This window comes from Niabella agricola, assembly GCF_021538615.1.
Taxonomy (GTDB): domain Bacteria; phylum Bacteroidota; class Bacteroidia; order Chitinophagales; family Chitinophagaceae; genus Niabella; species Niabella agricola.
In genome coordinates this window covers 39,410-59,787 of the sequence record NZ_JAJHIZ010000001.1, presented here as the reverse complement: position 1 = coordinate 59,787, position 20,378 = coordinate 39,410, and the positions used below count along the sequence as shown (strand labels likewise).

General features: G+C 47.0%; 14 protein-coding genes, 2 tRNA genes, 3 rRNA genes and 1 pseudogene. 15 read left to right on the top strand and 5 right to left on the bottom strand.

Going from position 1 to position 20,378, the window contains the following annotated elements:
* The 5 genes and pseudogenes from LL912_RS26300 to LL912_RS00275 all read left to right on the top strand — a co-directional run.
* Positions 1-173, top strand: a pseudogene (locus LL912_RS26300) (porin family protein); the annotation flags it as partial.
* Positions 174-345: 172 nt separating this feature from the next.
* Positions 346-1,470, top strand: coding sequence for an L-rhamnose/proton symporter RhaT (rhaT, locus tag LL912_RS00290; RefSeq protein WP_235551549.1), 1,125 nt, complete (start codon positions 346-348; stop codon positions 1,468-1,470).
* 23 nt (positions 1,471-1,493) lie between these two features.
* The gene (locus LL912_RS00285; protein ID WP_235551548.1) at positions 1,494-3,614 is read left to right on the top strand and encodes a bifunctional aldolase/short-chain dehydrogenase; all 2,121 of its coding nucleotides are present in this window, start codon (positions 1,494-1,496) and stop codon (positions 3,612-3,614) included.
* 139 nt (positions 3,615-3,753) lie between these two features.
* The gene (locus LL912_RS00280) at positions 3,754-5,028 is read left to right on the top strand and encodes an L-rhamnose isomerase (RefSeq protein WP_235551547.1); all 1,275 of its coding nucleotides are present in this window, start codon (positions 3,754-3,756) and stop codon (positions 5,026-5,028) included.
* 109 nt (positions 5,029-5,137) lie between these two features.
* A complete protein-coding gene (locus tag LL912_RS00275; protein ID WP_235551546.1) occupies positions 5,138-6,466 on the top strand; it encodes an FGGY-family carbohydrate kinase in 1,329 nt (442 codons plus the stop codon).
* On the opposite strand, the gene LL912_RS00270 is transcribed toward LL912_RS00275, so the two are convergent.
* The 3 genes from LL912_RS00270 to LL912_RS00260 are packed head-to-tail and all read right to left on the bottom strand — an operon-like array spanning position 6,463 to position 8,133.
* On the bottom strand, positions 6,463-6,993 hold the full coding sequence (locus LL912_RS00270; RefSeq protein ID WP_235551545.1) for a cysteine hydrolase family protein: 531 nt from the start codon (positions 6,991-6,993) through the stop codon (positions 6,463-6,465). The two genes, LL912_RS00275 and LL912_RS00270, sit on opposite strands and share 4 nt — an antisense overlap.
* Positions 6,994-7,053: 60 nt before the next feature.
* On the bottom strand, positions 7,054-7,551 hold the full coding sequence (locus tag LL912_RS00265) for a DUF6691 family protein (RefSeq protein WP_235551544.1): 498 nt from the start codon (positions 7,549-7,551) through the stop codon (positions 7,054-7,056).
* An 18-nt stretch (positions 7,552-7,569) separates the two neighbouring features.
* The gene (locus LL912_RS00260) at positions 7,570-8,133 is read right to left on the bottom strand and encodes a YeeE/YedE family protein (RefSeq protein ID WP_235551543.1); all 564 of its coding nucleotides are present in this window, start codon (positions 8,131-8,133) and stop codon (positions 7,570-7,572) included.
* Positions 8,134-8,673: 540 nt separating this feature from the next.
* Between LL912_RS00260 and LL912_RS00255 the strand changes: the two genes are divergently transcribed.
* The 5 genes from LL912_RS00255 to LL912_RS00235 all read left to right on the top strand — a co-directional run bounded on the left by LL912_RS00255 (position 8,674) and on the right by LL912_RS00235 (position 12,406).
* The gene (locus LL912_RS00255) at positions 8,674-9,942 is read left to right on the top strand and encodes a retropepsin-like aspartic protease (protein WP_235551542.1); all 1,269 of its coding nucleotides are present in this window, start codon (positions 8,674-8,676) and stop codon (positions 9,940-9,942) included.
* 42 nt (positions 9,943-9,984) lie between these two features.
* The gene (locus tag LL912_RS00250; RefSeq protein ID WP_235551541.1) at positions 9,985-10,524 is read left to right on the top strand and encodes an NADPH-dependent FMN reductase; all 540 of its coding nucleotides are present in this window, start codon (positions 9,985-9,987) and stop codon (positions 10,522-10,524) included.
* A 9-nt stretch (positions 10,525-10,533) separates the two neighbouring features.
* Positions 10,534-11,193, top strand: coding sequence for a GNAT family N-acetyltransferase (locus LL912_RS00245; RefSeq protein WP_235551540.1), 660 nt, complete (start codon positions 10,534-10,536; stop codon positions 11,191-11,193).
* A gap of 97 nt (positions 11,194-11,290) precedes the next feature.
* On the top strand, positions 11,291-11,878 hold the full coding sequence (locus tag LL912_RS00240; RefSeq protein WP_235551539.1) for an HD domain-containing protein: 588 nt from the start codon (positions 11,291-11,293) through the stop codon (positions 11,876-11,878).
* A gap of 93 nt (positions 11,879-11,971) precedes the next feature.
* Positions 11,972-12,406, top strand: coding sequence for an SRPBCC family protein (locus tag LL912_RS00235; RefSeq protein ID WP_235551538.1), 435 nt, complete (start codon positions 11,972-11,974; stop codon positions 12,404-12,406).
* Positions 12,407-12,952: 546 nt separating this feature from the next.
* On the opposite strand, the gene LL912_RS00230 is transcribed toward LL912_RS00235, so the two are convergent.
* Positions 12,953-13,327 (bottom strand): cytidine deaminase family protein, encoded by a 375-nt coding sequence (locus tag LL912_RS00230; RefSeq protein ID WP_235551537.1) that lies wholly within the window; start codon positions 13,325-13,327, stop codon positions 12,953-12,955.
* A gap of 87 nt (positions 13,328-13,414) precedes the next feature.
* Positions 13,415-14,020: a GrpB family protein gene (locus LL912_RS00225; RefSeq protein WP_235551536.1), complete on the bottom strand. Its 606-nt coding sequence runs from the start codon at positions 14,018-14,020 to the stop codon at positions 13,415-13,417.
* A 1,051-nt stretch (positions 14,021-15,071) separates the two neighbouring features.
* Between LL912_RS00225 and LL912_RS00220 the strand changes: the two genes are divergently transcribed.
* From LL912_RS00220 to rrf, 5 genes are all read left to right on the top strand, one after another.
* Positions 15,072-16,598 (top strand): 16S ribosomal RNA (locus LL912_RS00220).
* Between the two features lie 142 nt (positions 16,599-16,740).
* Positions 16,741-16,815 (top strand) — tRNA-Ile (locus LL912_RS00215).
* Positions 16,816-16,905: 90 nt separating this feature from the next.
* Positions 16,906-16,979, top strand: a tRNA-Ala gene (locus tag LL912_RS00210).
* Positions 16,980-17,301: 322 nt separating this feature from the next.
* Positions 17,302-20,099, top strand: a 23S ribosomal RNA gene (locus tag LL912_RS00205).
* A 101-nt stretch (positions 20,100-20,200) separates the two neighbouring features.
* Positions 20,201-20,312: ribosomal RNA gene (gene rrf / locus LL912_RS00200) — 5S ribosomal RNA — on the top strand.
* Together the 16S, 23S and 5S rRNA genes with 2 tRNA genes alongside form the textbook arrangement of a ribosomal RNA operon.
* Positions 20,313-20,378: the final 66 nt, after the last annotated feature.

The following is a 20,378-nucleotide window of genomic DNA, read 5'->3' as shown; positions in this document are numbered from 1 at the left end:
GTGCTGATGTAGGTGCCAATCTGCTTTTCGGTTACGAATTTGCCAACCGCTTTTCGGTACAGCTAAACGGACAACTGGGGCTAACCAACCTGGAGCCAAAGTCTGATGGACGCAAACCGGATGAGGTTTTAAAGAATAACAACTTTGGTCTTTCTATAGGCTATAAATTCTAAGGATAAGTAGAATGTATGTATGTGACCGCTCCCTTTTGGAGCGGTTTTTTTTATGCCATCGTTACCGGGTTTAAGATTTTGTTAAAACCGGGCTTAAAGCATGACAGTACATGACGGTAGTTCGTTTTAAACCAAATATTTTTGGCCTTTAATGATTGCTTAAAAGAAATTCATGAACGCATTATTGGGAGTTATATTTCACTTTATCGGAGGGTTTGCCTCTGGTAGTTTTTATATCCCTTATAAAAAAGTAAAGGGATGGTCATGGGAATCGTACTGGCTGATCGGAGGTGTTTTTTCCTGGCTGATTGTGCCGCCGCTGGCTGCCTGGCTCACCATCCCCAATTTTTGGGAAATCATTCAAACGGCAGGGGGCGCTACCCTCGGGTATGCGTATCTTTTCGGGTTGCTTTGGGGGATCGGCGGACTAACCTATGGATTGGGCGTTCGGTATCTGGGCGTATCCCTGGGAAGCAGCATCATCCTGGGCTTGTGCATGGTGTTTGGCGCGTTGATTCCTGCATTGTATTACCAGTTGAACCCTGTAGATGGAAAAGATACGATCGGTTTGCTGTTTAAAACCAGTTGGGGACAGGTAGTGATGCTGGGATTATTGGTGTGTATCGCAGGGATCATCGTTTCGGGGAAAGCCGGTATGCGTAAAGAAAAGGAACTGGCTGTCATGCCATCCGCGGGGGAAGCTGGTGCTGAAAATTCCGCAGCAAGCGAGGCCGATCATCTTTCAGGGAAGGATGAATATAAATTTGGCCTGGGAATATTGGTGGCGATCATTTCAGGGGTGCTCAGTGCCTGTTTTAATTTCGGCATAGAGGCCGGGAAACCCATGGCGGATGCGGCCAACGCATTGTGGAAAGCGGCTCACCCCGGAGCGGGAGAATTTCTTTACCAAAACAATGTATCTTATGTAGTGATCCTTTGGGGCGGGCTGACCACGAACCTGATCTGGTGCCTGATGCTGAATGCACGCAACAAAACTTTTGGAGATTATACCAACCGGAAAACCCCGCTGCTCTCCAATATTGTTTTTTGTGCGCTGGCTGGTACCACCTGGTTCCTCCAGTTCTTCTTCTACGGGATGGGGGAAAGCAAACTGGGTAATGGCCCCAGTTCCTGGATCCTGCACATGGCATTTATTATCCTGATCGCCAATGTATGGGGATTGATCCTGAAAGAATGGAAAGGCGTCAGCAAAAAGACCTTTACCACGGTAGTGCTGGGGATCATTATCATTTTGATATCGGTATTACTGGTAGGATATGGGAATTCGTTAAGATAAAATATAAAAAAGAACATCAGTATATGAGCGCAGAAGCGAAAACATTTAAGCATGTAAGTTATTTATGGGATGATGCCACCGCGGCAGCCATGGCAGGTGATGAGGTTGCCTTGCTGATCTATCGTTCCAACCTGTTGGGCGCAGATCTCCGGCTCACCAATTATGGAGGAGGAAACACTTCCTGTAAGGTGATGGCAAAAGACCCGCTCACCAATGAAGAAAAAGAGATCATGTATGTAAAGGGAAGCGGCGGTGACCTCGGAACTCTTAAAAAGAGTGGGCTGGCGGCGCTGTACGTAGATCGTTTGCGAAGCCTGAAAGCCATTTACCGGGGTATTGAGCATGAAGATGAGATGGTAGGACTTTTTAATCATTGTATCTATGATCTGGCATCCAAGGCTCCGTCTATCGACACTCCCTTGCATGGATTTCTGCCGTTCAAACATATCGATCACCTGCATCCTGATGCGGCCATAGCCATTGCGGCAGCAAAGGACGGCAGGAAAATTACTGAAGAATTATTTGGAGGCTCTATTGGCTGGGTACCTTGGCAAAAGCCTGGCTTTGACCTGGGCTTACAACTCAAACAATGCCTTGAGGAAAACCCGGGAATTCGCGGCATCATGCTGGGCTCCCATGGCTTGTTTACCTGGGGTGACACCGCTTATGAAAGTTATCTGAATACGCTGGAAGTGATTGAAACTTGTGCGGAGTATATTGAGCAGCACCTCGGTAAAAAGGGACCGGTATTTGGCGGAGAAAAGTTGGCTGCCTTGCCGGCAGATGAACGGTTAAAAAAAGCTGCGGAACTGGCGCCGGTATTGCGGGGCTTTTGTTCTTCATATACGAAAATGGTAGGACATTTTACCGACGATGAACGGGTGTTGCAATTCATTAATTCCAACGACCTGGATCGACTGGCCCCGCTGGGCACTTCTTGTCCGGACCATTTCCTGCGTACCAAGATCAGTCCGCTGGTATTGAACCTTGCTCCGGATGAAGATCTGGAAAATGTATCTGCCGTTAAAGAAAAAATAGCTCCGTTGTTTGAAGCATATCGCAATATGTATGCGGACTACTATAATGCCTGCAAGCATCCCAACAGCCCGGCAATGCGCGATCCTAACCCTGTGGTGATTATTTATCCGGGCGTGGGTATGTTTACCTTTTCAAAGGATAAACAAACAGCACGGGTGGCTGCAGAATTCTATACCAATGCCATCAACGTAATGCGCGGGGCTGAAGCCATTTCCGAATATACCTCGCTGCCCCGGCAGGAAGCATTCAATATCGAATATTGGTTGCTGGAAGAGGCTAAACTGCAGCGGATGCCGAAGCCAAAGCCATTAAGCGGCCGTATTGCACTGGTTACCGGAAGTGGTGGTGGTATTGGTAAAGCCATCGCCCGCAAGTTTGCGGAAGAAGGGGCCTGTGTGATTATTAACGACATTAACCAGGAGCGGGTGCAGGAAACAACTGCCGAATTTCAAAAAGCATTCGGCCGCGATGCCGCAGCCTCGGTAATACTGGATGTAACCAGCAATGATTCCATCAAAACGGCGATCGATGAAGCTACCTGCGCATTCGGTGGTTTAGACATTATCGTAAACAATGCCGGTATTAGCATTTCAAAGTCCATCACGGATCATACCATTGAAGAATGGGATCGGTTATATAATATCCTGGTAAAAGGGCAGTTTATGGTTTCCAAACAAGCGGTTGCCGTAATGCGCAAACAGGATATCGGTGGAGATATTATCAATATCGTTTCAAAAAATTCGATTGTATCGGGTCCTAATAATGCTGGCTATGGCTCGGCGAAGGCCGCTCAGGCTCATCTGTCGCGGTTACTGGCCGCGGAACTGGGAGCTGATAAAATTCGTGTCAATTCAGTAAACCCGGATGCCGTTATTGCCAATTCTAATATCTGGGCCGGAGGTTGGGCCGAAGGCCGCGCCAAGGCATATGGTATCACGGTGGAGGAATTGCCGGCATATTATGCAAAACGCACGTTGATGAATGAAATGATCCTTCCTGAGGATATTGCCAACGCCTGCTTTATCTTTGTAAGCGGCCTGCTGAACAAATCCACAGGAAATGTGCTGAATGTAGATGGTGGCGTAGCAGCGGCATTCTTACGATAAAAACGTCTTCATATAACAAGCAATACAAGAGTTGATGATTTTCTAATCGGTCAACTCGTTTTTTTAAGATCTTTAAACGACAAGGGCATTATGAAAATTCGTAGTGCCTGAAAGTCTAAACCGATATAAAGTATTTTTTATGTTACTGACAAAGGCTCAGATTGAGCAGCATAACGACGCCTTGCTGACACAACATCAACGGAATTTTCAATTCATTTCCGGTAATGTTCCGGGAGTGGAGCAGATTATTAAAAAGTTGACCGACTTCCAGGTGGCGATCCCCTCATGGGCGCTTGGAAATGGTGGCACGCGCTTCGGCCGCTTTGCCGGCAGGGGAGAACCGGCTACATTGGAACAGAAGCTGGAAGATGTGGGATTATTGCACCAGTTTAACCGGTCCAGCGGCGCTATTTCACTGCATATTCCCTGGGATATTCCCAAAGATGCCGCAGCTTTGAAGCAACTGGCGGCACAGCTTGACCTGAAGTTTGATGCAATGAACTCCAATACCTTCCAGGACCAGGCCGGACAGGCGCATAGCTATAAGTATGGTTCTTTGCAGCATGTAGATCGTGCGGTACGGAAACAGGCGATCGATCACAATATAGAGGTGATCAAATATGGCGAGGAACTGGGCTCCGAATCGTTAACCATCTGGCTGGCGGACGGTTCCTGCTTCCCGGGGCAACTCAATTTCCGAAAGGCCTTTAATAATACCCTGGAAAGCCTCGGCGAAATTTATGAGGCGTTGCCCGAACAATGGAAGGTATTTGTAGAGTACAAGGCTTTTGAACCGAATTTTTACTCTACCACTGTAGGCGATTGGGGACAGTCGTTCCTGTTTGCCAGCAAGCTGGGAGAAAAGGCCTACACCCTGGTGGACCTGGGACATCACCTGCCCAATGCCAATATTGAACAGATCGTAGCTTTGTTGTTGAATGAGAAAAAACTGGGAGGTTTCCATTTTAATGATAGCAAGTACGGCGATGATGATCTGACTGTTGGGAGCATCAAGCCCTACCAGCTGTTCCTGATCTTTAAAGAGCTGGTAGACGGAATGGATGTGCGGGGCATGGATCATGCTACGGGCCTGGGATGGATGATTGATGCCAGTCATAATGTAAAAGACCCGCTGGAAGACCTGCTCCAAAGCGTGGAAGCCATTAAGATTGCCTATGCCCAGGCCTTGCTGGTAAATGCGGCTCAACTTGAAACCGCACAGGAAAATAACGATGTAGCGCTGGCCCAGGAGTTACTCCAGGCAGCATACCGGACGGATGTGCGTCCGATCCTTGCAGAGGCCCGTTTGCGTGCCGGTGCGGTCCTGGATCCAATTGGTCTGTTCCGTCAGTTAAAAGTACGGGATCAACTGGTGAAAGAGCGGGGGGAAAAGGCCGTAGCGACGGGGTTATAGCAAAGTTTTTTAGCCATCAGCTTTTAGCCTTTAGCCGTTATCTGAGAACAAAGATCTGATAACTGATAGCCAACAGCTGACTACTGATCACTAATATCTGACATAATAAATGAGTGCCATTCCGGGAATAGCGGTATTTGATATCGGAAAGACTAATAAAAAATTCTTCTTCTTCGATGAAGATTATCAGATCGTGGAAGAGGAGGTGCAAAATTTTTACGAGACAAGAGATGAGGACGGATTTCCCTGTGATGATATAAATGCCATTGGCAATTGGGTAAAAAATAAACTGGCAGAAAAACTAAAGGATCCCGCTATAAAATTGCGGGCAGTTAATTTTTCCACTTATGGGGCCAGCTTTGTACACCTGGACGCCTCCGGCCGGCCGGTAGCGCCCTTATACAATTATCTGAAACCGTTCCCCGAAGACCTGGGTGATCTGTTTTATTACCGTTACGGGGGAAGAGAGCAGTTTGCCACTGAAACAGCATCTCCCATTTTAGGAAACCTGAATTCAGGCCTGCAGCTTTATCGCATTAAGGAACAACAACCGCAATTATTTGGGGAAATACGTCAATCGCTGCACCTGCCTCAGTACCTGGGCTTTCTTGTGCACAGGCAGTTATTTTCGGATATTACCAGCATCGGTTGCCACACTGCTTTATGGGATTTCCGGAAGAATGATTACCATCGCTGGGTTGCGGAAGAGGGCATCGGTAGCAGATTGGCGCCTTTGTTTCCTTCAGACGGATCCGTGGATACGGCTATGGAAGGTCAACCGCTAAAATGTGGCGTGGGGCTGCACGACAGCTCAGCGGCTTTTATCCCGTACATGTGTATGATTAAAGATCCCTTTGTGCTTCTGTCTACCGGTACCTGGAGCATTTCCATGAACCCGTTTAATAAAACCCCGTTAACAACAAAGGAACTGCAGCAGGATTGTTTGTCATATCTTACCTACCAGGGAATGCCTCTGAAATCCTCTCGTTTGTTTGCTGGCAACGAGCATGAAGAAGCAGTAAAAAAACTGGCCGCCTTCTATCATTTAAACCCCAGATATTTTCATGGTATCCGTTTTGCCCCGGATCTGGCAGCACCGGCGGATGATGCACCAGTGACCCCGCATTTCGTGTTCTCAGGCGAACAAACGGTAGAAAAGACCTACCACGATTTAATACGACACCTGGTAAAAAAGCAGAAGCATTCTACGGAACTGGTGCTGAATGATACGGGTGTAAAGCAACTTTACATCGACGGAGGCTTTGCACGGAACGAAATTTTTATGAACCTGATGGCAAGGGCTTTCCCGGAATTGGAAGTATATGCGGCATCAGTATCCCAGGCTACCGCCACAGGGGCCGCCCTGGCCATTCATTCAGACTGGAACACAAAAGAAGATGCGGTTCACTTACTGGAGGTAAAGCGTTATACGGTTTAGTATCCGGGGCATTGGATTGTTGCTCCTCTTTGCTCCATTTCTGCCAGTGCCTGTTCTTTTATCAGTTGCTTATCATCCGCTGAGCCAAGCAGGTCCGGACAAACGGTAACCCTGAAGCCCCTTGAAAGCGCGTCAAGCGCGGTGGCTTTTACACAATATTCGGTAAGAAAACCACAAAGCATAAGCCGGTCTATCTGCGTTGCTTGTAAGTGAGCAGAAAAATCTTTTGAAGAAAAACAGCTGTGGTTTGTTTTCTCAAAACGCCGGAACACTTCAATGTTTCCCAGGCTGCTTTGGTGGCCTTCCGTTCCCCGAACACAGGCAGAAAAGCCCGGGCCAAACTGGTTGGGAAGATAGCTGGAATCAACAAGGATAACCCGCCCGGGCTGCGTTTGTTCCAGCAGGATATTAAGCTTTTGAACGACGGTCCAGATATTTTTTAGCAACGGGTGATGTTGTCCGTAAGCGAAGCCCGGTTCTGTAAAGTCTTTCTGGGCATCAATGATAATAATCCGGTCTTTTAACATAGGGCTGCACGGCTTCTGATAAAAGGAATCTATAGCGGTCTTGGGAAAAATATACTTTTTTTAATGGGGCAGTTTATTCCGGAACCGTCCATAGACCCAGGTGCCGGCAATGGCACTCAGGAGCGTGATCATTACCACGGTAGCACCGGTGCCGATCTGCGCAAAGAGCGGACCGGGACAGGCGCCGGTCAGTGCCCAGCCAATACCGAAGATCAATCCTCCAAACACCTGTCCCTTATTGAACTGCTTGGGCTGAATTTCTATCTTTTCGCCATTGATGGTTTTCATATTGAATTTTTTGATCAGCCAGATAGAGACCATGCCCACAACTACGGCGCTGCCGATAACGCCATACATATGGAAGGATTGAAGCCGGAACATTTCCTGTATGCGGAACCAGCTGATCACTTCCGCCTTGGTAAATGCAATTCCAAAAACGATACCTGCAATAAGGAAGCGGACCTGCGATCCATTCTTTGTTGCATCCGAATCCGGAGTTACTGTAAATTCATCCTGTATGGGTTTGGAAAAACCGTTCTTAAGATCTTCTTTAATCATTGCGAAAAAAAATTGAAGTTAGAGGGCCAGAATCCAGGGCAACAATAAATTGGCCGCCAGGAAGCCGCCGATCATAAAGCAAACAGTGGCAACCAGGGAGGGCCATTGAAGGTTGGATAAACCCATAATGGCGTGTCCGCTCGTACATCCGCCAGCATATCGTGTTCCAAAGCCTACAAGAAATCCGCCGGCAATCATCAGGATTGCTCCCTTGACTGTGGGCAGGGAATGCCAGTTAAAAAGATCGGCCGGAACGAGGTTATGATAATCAGTAATACCCCGCTTTGCCAGGTCGGCCGCCAGTTGAGGGGCGATCTTTATTGGCTCCGGATCAGAAAGGAACCGCGCAGCAATCATCCCTCCGAAGAAAATTCCTAGCACAAAAAGCAGGTTCCATCGTTCTTTTTTCCAGTTATACCGGAAAAAAGGAATGCCGGAAGGAATACAGGCGGCACAAATATGCCGTAACGAGGAACTGATGCCAAAGGGCTTGTTTCCGAGTAATAATAGTGCCGGTACAATCAACCCGATCAGTGGCCCGGCCACATACCAGGGCCAGGGTTGTTTTATAAAATCTAACATTTTCAATCCGGATTTAATACGCTAAACTATCAAATATTTTCGAATCGGTTCGTTCGGCGTTTTCCGCAATAAAAGCCCGGTTCAGCTAAACGGATGCTTTTTGGATTGCTGCATTTGACAGATCTGCAACGGCATAAGGGAAATGCAGGTAAAAAAAGCGGGTAACTCCTTGCGTATTCCAGCGTTAAAAAGTTGAACCGCAAAGGGCGCGACGCCTGCGCAAGAGCGCGATGAATAGTTGCACGTATCTCCTTATGTGCATTGCATGGTCCCTTGCATATTCCCGCCTTAAAAAATTGAACCGTAAAGGTCACGAAGCTCGGGCGAAGGGGACGATGAATACAATAAGCGGCAGGGTAACAGCGAATGACGGGCCCGGGAATAAAAAACCATCAAAGCATTCAGCCTGTATCTGATGAACAACAAAGCATCGATTATTGTTATTTTTGTATTTTGCCGGGCCCCGGTGACACAGCACAATTACGACCTGTTTTTTGTGAAATATAAAAGAAACGGCGGATTTGGTTTTAAACAAATATAATGAAACACTTTTTAAAGACCGGGCTCCTGGTCCTGTTGGTAAACGTATCCGGGCTTTGTCGGGGGCAGATCGAAAGCTCCGCGTTTAAATCGATTTATTATGCCATCGGGCAGAAAGATTTTTTTAAGGCCCGCAGCCTTTACGATGAGTATCGTCAGCAACTTTCAGCGGCACACCGGCAGTTTACAGAAGCTGTACTTTGCAACGCCTTTAATCAGCCCCAGGTGTCCAATCAAAAGATCGGTTCGCTTTTAAAAATAAAGCCTGGTTTACCCGATTCGTTGCAACTTCGGTTATACCGGATCCGGGAAGACAATCACATAAAACTGCATCAATATAAGGAGGCGAAGCGCACCTTGCAGGCACTGTTCGCGCAGTATGGGACGATATTGAAGGAAGCCGAGAAAAGTGACCTGGAAAATAATCTGAAGATATGGAAGGCACTGGAAAACGTACCGGCGCAACGGGTGCGGATGCGAAACGGCAGCCGTATAAAAATGGAAAAAGATAAAGCTGGTCTGAATAATCTGAATGTTACCACTGAAAATGACACCTTGAGTTGCATTTTCGATACAGGCGCCAATCTGTCCACGATTATCCGCTCAGCGGCGCAACGGCTGAAGCTGGACGTAATCCCCGCCGGCATAGAAGTAGGCGCCCTTACTGGCAATACCGTAAAAGCAGACCTTGGCGTTTGTAAAGAATTGCGTATCGGCGGCAACATTATCGAAAATGTGATTTTTTTAGTGCTGCCCGATGAGGCATTGGCATTTCCGCAGATTGGTTACCAGATTAATGGAATCCTGGGCTTCCCGGTCATTGAGGCCTTGCGGGAAGTACAGCTAACGCAGGATGGATATTTTATAGTACCCGAAAAAGAAACGGATATGCATGCTATGTCCAATATGGCCATCGACGGTCTGTCGCCTTTAATCCAGATCGATGGCAGGCATTTCACATTTGATACAGGAGCGGATCATACAATCCTGTATCGGCCATTTTTTTTAGAACACCAACAGCAGATTATCCGTACCTGGCAGCCGGTTAAGATCGGCCTGGGGGGGGCCGGCGGCAAAAAGGAATATGAAGGATATAAGATTACACATACCTTTCGTGTCCTGGAAAAAGATGTGCGGCTGGACAGTGTTTCTTTATTAAAAGAATCGATTGGCAAAGAAACGGTTTATGGGAACATCGGCCAGGATCTGATCCGGAGATTTAAAAAAATGACGCTGAATTTTGACCGGATGTTTATTAAATTCGACTAAGACCAATCGGCTACAATAGCGGCCCGACAAAAACATATACAAATGGCACAACGGAAAAATGTTCTAGTAATCATCGGTAGTGCAAGTGCTGATTCCAGCAGCGAAAAACTGGCGTTAAATTTTGCCAGGCAAACAGAAGCTGTATTTACAACCACCGTATACAATGTGTTAAAAACCCTGCCCCATTTTGATCCGGGCCTTTCCGTTGCTAATCCGCCGGAGGCAATTGTTGCGTTGCGGCAGGAAATTGCACAAGCTGATGGGGTATTGATCTGCACGCCGGAATACATCTTCAGTATGCCCAGCGGATTGAAAAATGCGATCGAGTGGTGTGTGGCAACAACGGTCTTTTCAGAAAAGCCGGTTGGACTCATTACGGCATCTGCAAGCGGTGTAAAGGGGCACGAGGAATTAAAGCGGATCATGCAAACAGTAGGCGCTTTGTTTACAGATGCAACTACTTTGCTCATCCAGGGAATAAAAGGTAAACTGAACGGTGAAGGGCATATTACAGATCAAGACACAGAAATGCGGTTCAATCACTTTGTTGATGCTTTTAAAAAGCTTGTAACAGGACAATAAATACCTGCTATGGTTAAAGATCAATCTGTACTAGCCTCCTGGGTTAAGGGGTGGGCCCTGGCTCGCGGGGTTACTGCACCCGTTGCGATACCTGGCGGAGGCTTCCGGGTGAAAGTGGGGTGGACTGAACAAAAGGAACGCTACATTTTTCCGGAAATTACAGAGGCATACATAACGCTGGCGGAAACCGTTACCGAGCCCTGGATTTTTCTGAAGGTTTGTGACCACCCTGATCGTGTAAAGGCCGTACTAAACAAGCACTGGGAGATCCAGCCCCTGGGATATATGATGATATGTACAGATCCCGTTCCGGAAAACAATATTTCCCTGCCTGGGGGGTACCATCTTGAAGTAAAGCCGGATTTTCCGGTGCCGGTGGTAAACGTGCTTACGGATAATGGCACGGTTGCCGCCTGCGGACGGATTGCCCTGACAGATGATGTTGCAATTTACGATCGTATTGTAACCTCGGAGGGACATCGGCGCAAAGGATTAGCTACCGCCGTTATGAAGTATCTTACCGCTATAGCCTGTTCCCGTGGTATTGCAAAAGGCGTTTTGGTAGCAACAGATGAAGGCAGCGTTCTATATGAAACACTGGGATGGAAATTGTTGTCACTGTATACCAGTGCCGTCATTCCCGGAAATAGGTCGTTGAGATCCGGTTAACAAAGCTCTGTTTCAGCATAGAAGGACGAAGGCAAAGACATTGTTTGACTAAAGCCGGTGATGAATGCTGCACGGTTCTGAGTTGTACCTTTGATGTATGAACGAATCACTAGTAAGGCAAATTGAATTTGTTAAAGAGATTGACAAGCTTAAATATGTGTTGCGCCGTACCCGGCTTCTTCATAGTGACCGGCGGGAGAATGATGCGGAACATAGCTGGCATCTGGCTGTGATGGCCATTGTGCTGGCCGAACATGCCAATGAACCGGTAGACCTGTTAAAGGTGTTGAAAATGGTGCTGATACATGATATTGTTGAAATTGATTCGGGGGATGTATTCATTTATGACACACAACAAAACCATACCAATACAGTTGAAGAATTAAAAGCAGCCCGAAGGATCTTTGGTATATTGCCGCAGGCACAGGCGGAAGCGCTGATTGAAGTATGGAAGGAGTTTGAAGCAGGGCAAACAGCAGAGGCAAGGTTTGCCAGGGCGCTTGACCGGCTGGAACCCTTACTGCAGAATACTTCCAATGATGGGGGCACCTGGAAGGAGTTTGATGTACGTTATGATCAGGTGGTTGCTAAAAAGAAAGTCATCGCTAAAGGCTCAGATCAAATTTGGGCCTTTGCCGAAGATCTGCTGAAGCAAAACCTGGAAAAGGGGATCTTAAAAAAATAGCTAGACTTAACCGTAGAAACCGGAAATATGACAACGGCTGTTATGGCTTTATTTCAGGAATAGAGGTGGAGCCTGTTGATATTGTAACGGAAGATGATTATAGAAAAAAGCATACTTATAAACGCCGGCCGGGAACGGGTGTGGGCGGTGCTTACAGCACCCGCACTGATGTTGCAATGGATGGGCGAAGCGGAAATGAAACTGGAGGTAGTTACTCAATGGAAGGTTGGGCTACCATTGGTCATAAAGGGAGTGCATCATCTGCCGTTTGAAAATAAAGGCATTGTTCTGGCCGTTGATACCGGTCGGCGGTTGCAATACAGCCAGATCAGTTCGCTGTCGCGGCTTGAAGAAAAAGAGGTTAATTATTCGGTATTTGAATTTTTGTTAACTTCTGATGGTACACAAACCCGGTTATCGCTTACCATTAAAGGATTCCCCACGGATACGATCTACAAACACCTGGCTTTTTACTGGAATGCAACAGTATTCAAAATAAAGCAGGTGGCCGAAAACGAAGTATCCTGATTTGCCGGGGTTTGTTAATAAGTGTCGTCTTATTTTGTCAGCCACCGTTGCAATAACCCCGGTTTGTGGATCCTGCTGTTCTGAAAGGAAGCAATCTTAAAGTCTCCATTATGCATACAGATGAATACACGGGTATTGATGGATAGCCGGTTTTCGGCAGCTTTTTTGCCAGCGGAATTTTATCCCGCCGGTGGCGATGACAATAGCGGTATCCGGGCTGGCAAATTTAAATTGTACCGGTTTGTAGTGCAGCGTGGCCCGCGGAAGATTTTCAGTTGCGAGCGCCACTGATGCGTGGTGAAATTTTCCTCAACGCCCTTGAGAGCTGACCGTTAAAAGTGATATAATCGCAATCTTCTGTAAAAAATCCGTAAATACTTCGCGGGAGGGGCTTTGGAATACTGCTCCCATTGTTGCAGGTTGCCTTTAATGATCTGCTTTCTCGTTATCTTTTAAACACAGCTAACCGGTAGCTCCGGGGCCTGGAGCCGGTTCTGATAATCTGCAAAACTGTCGGCAAAAGGCGCAATGCACCGCAAGTGGGGGTTACCACACAGGACCAGACGGCTCTTTCCAGTCGTAAGGCAGGAGCTCAGAAAGTGGTACCCGGATGCCATCCTTTACTTCAATAATGGTATGCAAATTGGAACTGGATAGCTGACTGATCAGCTCCCGGCATCTGCCACAGGGCGGAATGGCCTGGCCGTTATCGTTTACGGCAACTATTGCTTTGATCTTATATTCACCGTGCTTCAGCATTTCGGCAATAGCGCTATGTTCCGCGCAAAAGCCCATCGAGCAGGCTGTGTCAATGCTGATACCGGTATAAATGTTTCCATCTGCTGTTTCCAGGGCAGCACCCACACCGGCAATCTGCACAAAGTCATTGAGTCGTTTTTCACCGGTGATGTTCCGGGCCATCTGTTTAAGTTTTTCTATATGCATGTGGTTTGAAGTGGGAAAGAAGAAGCGGAAATGCCAGGAATAACGGGGCCTCTGGCGCTGTGATCACGAAGCCGGGCGGTTTTGCAGGTACCAGTTTACGGCATTGCGTTCTTCTGTTTTAAGAAATGTATCCTTGGCCTCATTGTAAGCATTGCCATCATTCCATTCGCGGGCTGCCAGTTGCTCCTTCAGTTGCTGGTAGGCTGCTTTTACATCCGGATGTGTACGGAGGTAATCCCTGAACGCAATATGCCGGGTCCAGTGTTCCGAAGAAAGGGGCAATATGTGGATATGCGCCAGCCGGTGACGGTGTTCGTTGAGTGCAACGGGAATGGGATCATCTTTCCGGATCAGAACAGGAAGCGATAAAAGGGCCGGATCGGTTTGCAATTTTACGAAGAAGCGGCGATAGGGCATATCCGTATTATACCTTTCGTAATAGATATATCCCTGGTCCATTAGCACATGGGGTATTTGATCAAGATCGTCTGCATGCTTTACACCTATTAGCACATCAATAATTGGTTTGGCGGCAAGTCCTTCCACAGATGTGCTACCGATATGTTCAATTTGAGGGCACCATGATCCGGTAAGACCTGCCAGTTCTTTTTTCAGCGATTCGAAATCTGCCTTCCATCCAGGATTATATAGAACCATATCAATCTTCATGTTGTATATATATGGTTCAAAGGTAACGGTTCTTTAAAAAGAGAATGTCCTGTACAAACAGCGAACGAAGGCAGTTACCAGGAGGGTGCGGAGCTGCGTTTGGGTAACGATGCAAGGGAAGAGCGATGGTTTGCTGACTCAGATAACTATTGTTTGGTTAGATGTGATCATTTGATAATCATCATCTGCTTTGTCGGGAGGTTGTTGCTGATGCGGTATCGCATCCTTTTGCTTTAGCTATGCGATCGGCAATTGCAATGCTGACTAGTTTGCGAATTGTACTTACCTGTAAATACTTTTATATCAGGATTCGATGAGGGAAGAGGAATAGGAATTGGCGCTATCATAATTACAGGCCGGAAAAAAGATTAAAAAAAACAAAATAAATTTGCCTGTTTCAAAATCATCCCTATCTTTGCACTCCCAAATCAAACGGTACATTAAAAATTACCGATAAGTTCTTAGAATACAATTAGTTAGATCAAAAAAAGTTAAAAATAAAGTTTTGATTTTTTTTGGCAGTTTGAAAAGAGATTGTATCTTTGCAACCCGATTAAAAACGGACAGTTCTTAGAAGAGTGTTGAAGAAAAAGAAAAAATAAATTTGGCGGTTTGGAAAGAAGTTCGCAGTTTTGCAACCCCAAAACGTTGACTGATAAAATAGGAAACGGATTTATAAGTTCTTCACACATAATTGGTTATATCGAAAAAAGATTAAAATTTTTTTTGGTAGTTTGGAAAAGAGAAAGTATCTTTGCAACCCCGAAACGGAGTATAAATGAAGAAGAGGGGTTGGTTGATAAGAGTTCTTTTAAGATGATACGGCGTTTAAGGCGCGTAGCTGGTTCAAGTCCGGTGGTATCGGCAAGTTTGTAAGGGTGTCTTTAGGGCATTAATTACAAAAAGATCTTTGAAAGTTTGGAAGCAATAGCACAATTCAGTCACATTAAGTTGTGACAACGAAAAGGTAAGTCAAAGCGAAAATAAAAATCGATTTGACACGTTTAATTTACTTTAGAGAAAATTAGATGTCAGAATCAAAAACTCATTTACAACGGAGAGTTTGATCCTGGCTCAGGATGAACGCTAGCGGCAGGCTTAATACATGCAAGTCGTGGGGTAGAGAGGAGCTTGCTCTTCTTGAGACCGGCAAACGGGTGCGGAACACGTACACAACCTTCCTTTTAGAGGGGGATAGCCCAGGGAAACTTGGATTAATACCCCGTAAGATGTTGGTGAGGCATCTCACTGATATTATAGCAGCGATGCGCTAGAAGACGGGTGTGCGTATGATTAGGTAGTTGGCGGGGTAACGGCCCACCAAGCCTACGATCATTAACTGGTGTGAGAGCACGACCAGTCACACGGGCACTGAGACACGGGCCCGACTCCTACGGGAGGCAGCAGTAAGGAATATTGGTCAATGGACGCAAGTCTGAACCAGCCATGCCGCGTGGAGGATGAAGGTCCTCTGGATTGTAAACTTCTTTTATCTGGGGCGAAAAAGGGCCTTTCTAGGTCAACTGACGGTACCAGATGAATAAGCACCGGCTAACTCCGTGCCAGCAGCCGCGGTAATACGGAGGGTGCAAGCGTTATCCGGATTCACTGGGTTTAAAGGGAGCGTAGGTGGGCTAGTAAGTCAGTGGTGAAATCTCCGAGCTTAACTTGGAAACTGCCATTGATACTATTGGTCTTGAATATTGTGGAGGTTAGCGGAATATGTCATGTAGCGGTGAAATGCATAGATATGACATAGAACACCAATTGCGAAGGCAGCTGGCTACACATATATTGACACTGAGGCTCGAAAGCGTGGGGATCAAACAGGATTAGATACCCTGGTAGTCCACGCCCTAAACTATGGATACTCGACATTTGTGATACACAATAAGTGTCTGAGCGAAAGCATTAAGTATCCCACCTGGGAAGTACGATCGCAAGATTGAAACTCAAAGGAATTGGCGGGGGTCCGCACAAGCGGTGGAGCATGTGGTTTAATTCGATGATACGCGAGGAACCTTACCTGGGCTAGAATGCTGGGAGATCGGTGGTGAAAGCCACTTTTGTAGCAATACACTGCCAGTAAGGTGCTGCATGGCTGTCGTCAGCTCGTGCCGTGAGGTGTTGGGTTAAGTCCCGCAACGAGCGCAACCCCCATCACTAGTTGCCATCAGGTAACGCTGGGAACTCTAGTGAAACTGCCGTCGTAAGACGCGAGGAAGGAGGGGATGATGTCAAGTCATCATGGCCTTTATGCCCAGGGCTACACACGTGCTACAATGGGGAGGACAAAGGGTTGCGACCTGGTGACAGGAAGCTAATCCCAAAAACCTCTTCTCAGTTCGGATCGCAGTCTGCAACTCGACTGCGTGAAGCTGGAATCGCTAGTAATCGTATATCAGCAATGATACGGTGAATACGTTCCCGGACCTTGCACACACCGCCCGTCAAGCCATGAAAGCCGGGTGTACCTGAAGTCGGTAACCGTAAGGAGCTGCCTAGGGTAAAACTGGTAATTGGGGCTAAGTCGTAACAAGGTAGCCGTATCGGAAGGTGCGGCTGGAATACCTCCTTTTTAGAGCAAGCACTTACCGGTGCTATTGTTTCCTGCTTTTAATGTTATTCAGTTCTTTAAATAAGATTTGATGGCCAATTTGGAGTACGGCAATCTAAAGCCAAGGCTGATTATCCGATTATCAGATTGGTTTATTAGAAATAGATCCGTAGCTCAGCCTGGTTAGAGCACTACACTGATAATGTAGGGGTCACCAGTTCAAATCTGGTCGGGTCTACTTAGTGAGGTTGAAAAGTTGATAAGTTTAAAAGTTAATAAGGTTTTATACTTGTTAGCGTGTCAGCTTGTTAACTCATCCACTAAAGATGGGGGGTTAGCTCAGTTGGCTAGAGCATCTGCCTTGCACGCAGAGGGTCATCGGTTCGACTCCGATATCCTCCACAAAAAAATAGTTCTTTTAAGATGAGATAATGACTTAGGGTCTATAGGTTCGTAGCCGGATTATCTACAAATGGTTTTCCTGATTTTCCTTTTGGGAGATGAAAGTAGCCGCAAGTTCTTTGACATATTGGAAAAATAACAAACTGTTAGGAGAGTACCTAACAGCCCCGCGCGAGCGGGGTTCGATCACAATTTTGTAACATCACACTATAATAATTTATGGTTGGTCTGAAGAAATGTGGTCGGGTAACAAAATCTACAACAAACCTAAAAAATAAGTCCAGCAGTGATGCTGGCCTCATTAAAAGAGTTTAATAACTTTTTTAAAGCAATTAAGGGCGTATGGTGGATGCCTTGGGTCTGAGAGGCGATGAAGGACGTGGTAAGCTGCGATAAGCTCGGGGGAGCTGCACACAAGCATTATATCCCGAGATTTCCGAATGGGACAACCTGTTATACTGAAGGTATAACACTCGAAAGAGAGCCAACCCGGAGAACTGAAACATCTAAGTACCCGGAGGAAAAGAAAATAAGACAATGATTCCCTAAGTAGTGGCGAGCGAACAGGGAAGAGCCTAAACCAGCTTCGCGTGCGGAGCTGGGGTTGTAGGACTACTTTTAGAAAGCGTCATCAAGCAGAATTTTCTGGAAAGTTAAGCCATAGCGGGTGATAGCCCCGTAAGCGGAAATTGACGTAGACGTGTAGTATCCTGAGTAGGGCGGGACCGGAGGAATCCTGCTTGAATCTGCCAGCACCATCTGGTAAGGCTAAATACTCCTCAGACACCGATAGTGAACCAGTACCGTAAGGGAAAGGTGAAAAGCACCCTGAATAAGGGAGTGAAATAGTACCTGAAACCGTACGCCTACAAGCGGTCGGAGCAACGTAAGTTGTGACGGCGTGCCTTTTGCATAATGAGCCTACGAGTTACTCCTCACTGGCGAGGTTAAGTTTTTTAAAACGGAGCCGTAGCGAAAGCGAGTCCGAATAGGGCGCTTAGTCAGTGGGGGTAGACGCGAAACTTTGTGATCTATCCATGGTCAGGTTGAAGGTGTGGTAACACACACTGGAGGACCGAACCCGTTGACGTTGAAAAGTCTTGGGATGAACTGTGGATAGGGGTGAAAGGCCAATCAAACTGAGAGATAGCTCGTTCTCCCCGAAATGTTTTTAGGAACAGCCTCGGATTTTAGAAGTGTACTAGAGGTAGAGCTACTGATTGGGCTAGGGGGCTTCACCGCCTACCAAACCCTGACAAACTCCGAATGCTAGTACATATCTCCGGGAGTGAGGCTGTGGGCGCTAAGGTCCATGGCCGAGAGGGAAATAACCCAGAATAGCAGCTAAGGTCCCCAATACATGGTTAAGTTAGACAAACGATGTGAAATTTCTATAACAGCCAGGATGTTTGCTTGGAAGCAGCAATTCATTTAAAGAGTGCGTAACAGCTCACTGGTCGAGAGATTCTGCGCGGAAAATAATCGGGTATTAAACCATGAACCGAAGCTCTATGATTGCCACTAGGTGGTACATCGGTAGGGGAGCATTCTAACGGCATCGAAGGTGTACGGCGACGTATGCTGGAGCGGTTAGAAAAGAAAATGTAGGCATAAGTAACGATAAATAAGGTGAAAAACCTTATCGCCGAAAGTCTAAGGGTTCCTGATCAACGTTAATCGGATCAGGGTTAGCCCGGTCCTTAGTCAAACCCGAAAGGGGTAGACGATGGAAAGCAGGTTAATATTCCTGCGCCTGCTATGCAATAAAAGTGACGGAGCATGTTAGCTGCCTAGTCTGACGGATTAGACGAGTGGAACCTTCGGGTGAAGCGCAGCAGTGAGAGTGCTTCCAAGAAAAGCGAGTATAGCAGCCGGTACCGCAAACCGACACAGGTAGACGGGATGAGTATTCTAAGGCGCTCGGGTGAGCCGTGGAGAAGGAACTAGGCAAATTGACGCTGTAACTTCGGGATAAAGCGTACCACAGCGATGTGGTCTCAGTAAAATGGTTCAACCAACTGTTTAACAAAAACATAGGGCCCTGCAAAATCGAAAGATGACGTATAGAGCCTGATACCTGCCCGGTGCTGGAAGGTTAAGGAAGGATGTTCGGAGTAATCCAAAGCTTCTGACTGAAGCCCCAGTAAACGGCGGCCGTAACTATAACGGTCCTAAGGTAGCGAAATTCCTTGTCGGGTAAGTTCCGACCTGCACGAATGGTCTAATGAGTTGAACGCTGTCTCCTCCACGAGCCCGGTGAAATTGTAGTATCGGTGAAGATGCCGGTTACCCGCCACGGGACGGAAAGACCCCGTGAACCTTCACTACAACTTTGCATTGATTTTGAATTACGGATGTGTAGCATAGTTGGGACGCTATGAAGCGGTGGCGCCAGCCATTGTGGAGCGGTCGTTGAAATACCAACCTTCTTTGATTTAGAATCTAATGACGCGAGTCACACAGTGCATGGTGGGTAGTTTGACTGGGGTGGTCGCCTCCTAAAGAGTAACGGAGGCTTGCAAAGGTTCCCTCAGTACGGTTGGTAATCGTACGCAGAGCGCATTAGTATAAGGGAGCTTGACTGTGAGGCAAACAGGCCGAGCAGGGACGAAAGTCGGCTAAAGTGATCCGGCGGTTCTGTATGGAAGGGCCGTCGCTCAAAGGATAAAAGGTACTCCGGGGATAACAGGCTGATCTCCCCCAAGAGCTCATATCGACGGGGAGGTTTGGCACCTCGATGTCGGTTCGTCACATCCTGGGGCTGGAGAAGGTCCCAAGGGTTCGGCTGTTCGCCGATTAAAGTGGCACGTGAACTGGGTTCAGAACGTCGCAAGACAGTTCGGTCCCTATCTGTGGTGGGCGTTAGTAAATTGCGAGGACATGACCTTAGTACGAGAGGACCGGGTCGTACGTGCCGCTGGTGTATCTGTTGTGCCGCCAGGTGCAGTGCAGAGTAGCTAAGCACGGACAGGATAAACGCTGAAAGCATCTAAGCGTGAAACCTGCCTCAAGATGAGTTTACTTTTAAGGGCCGTCAGAGACTATGACGTTGATAGGCTACAGGTGTAAAGGTGGTAACATCAAAGCCGAGTAGTACTAATTGCCCGTAAGCTTTAATTTTTTTTAGATCTCTTCTGACAGTTTTTTCCAATATGTTAACTTATTAAGTTCTGGGTTGGTCCTTAGTTTTTAGGATTTAAGATTTAGAATTTTTAATTTTTTATGGTGGTTATACCAAGGGTGTTCACCTCTTCCCATACCGAACAGAGAAGTTAAGCCCCTTATGGCCGATGGTACTGCACCACAATGCGGGAGAGTAGGTAGCTGCCATTCTTATTGAGAGCCTCACAGTAATGTGAGGCTTTTTTTTGTGAGTATAGGGGCATGGGCGTGTCCGCC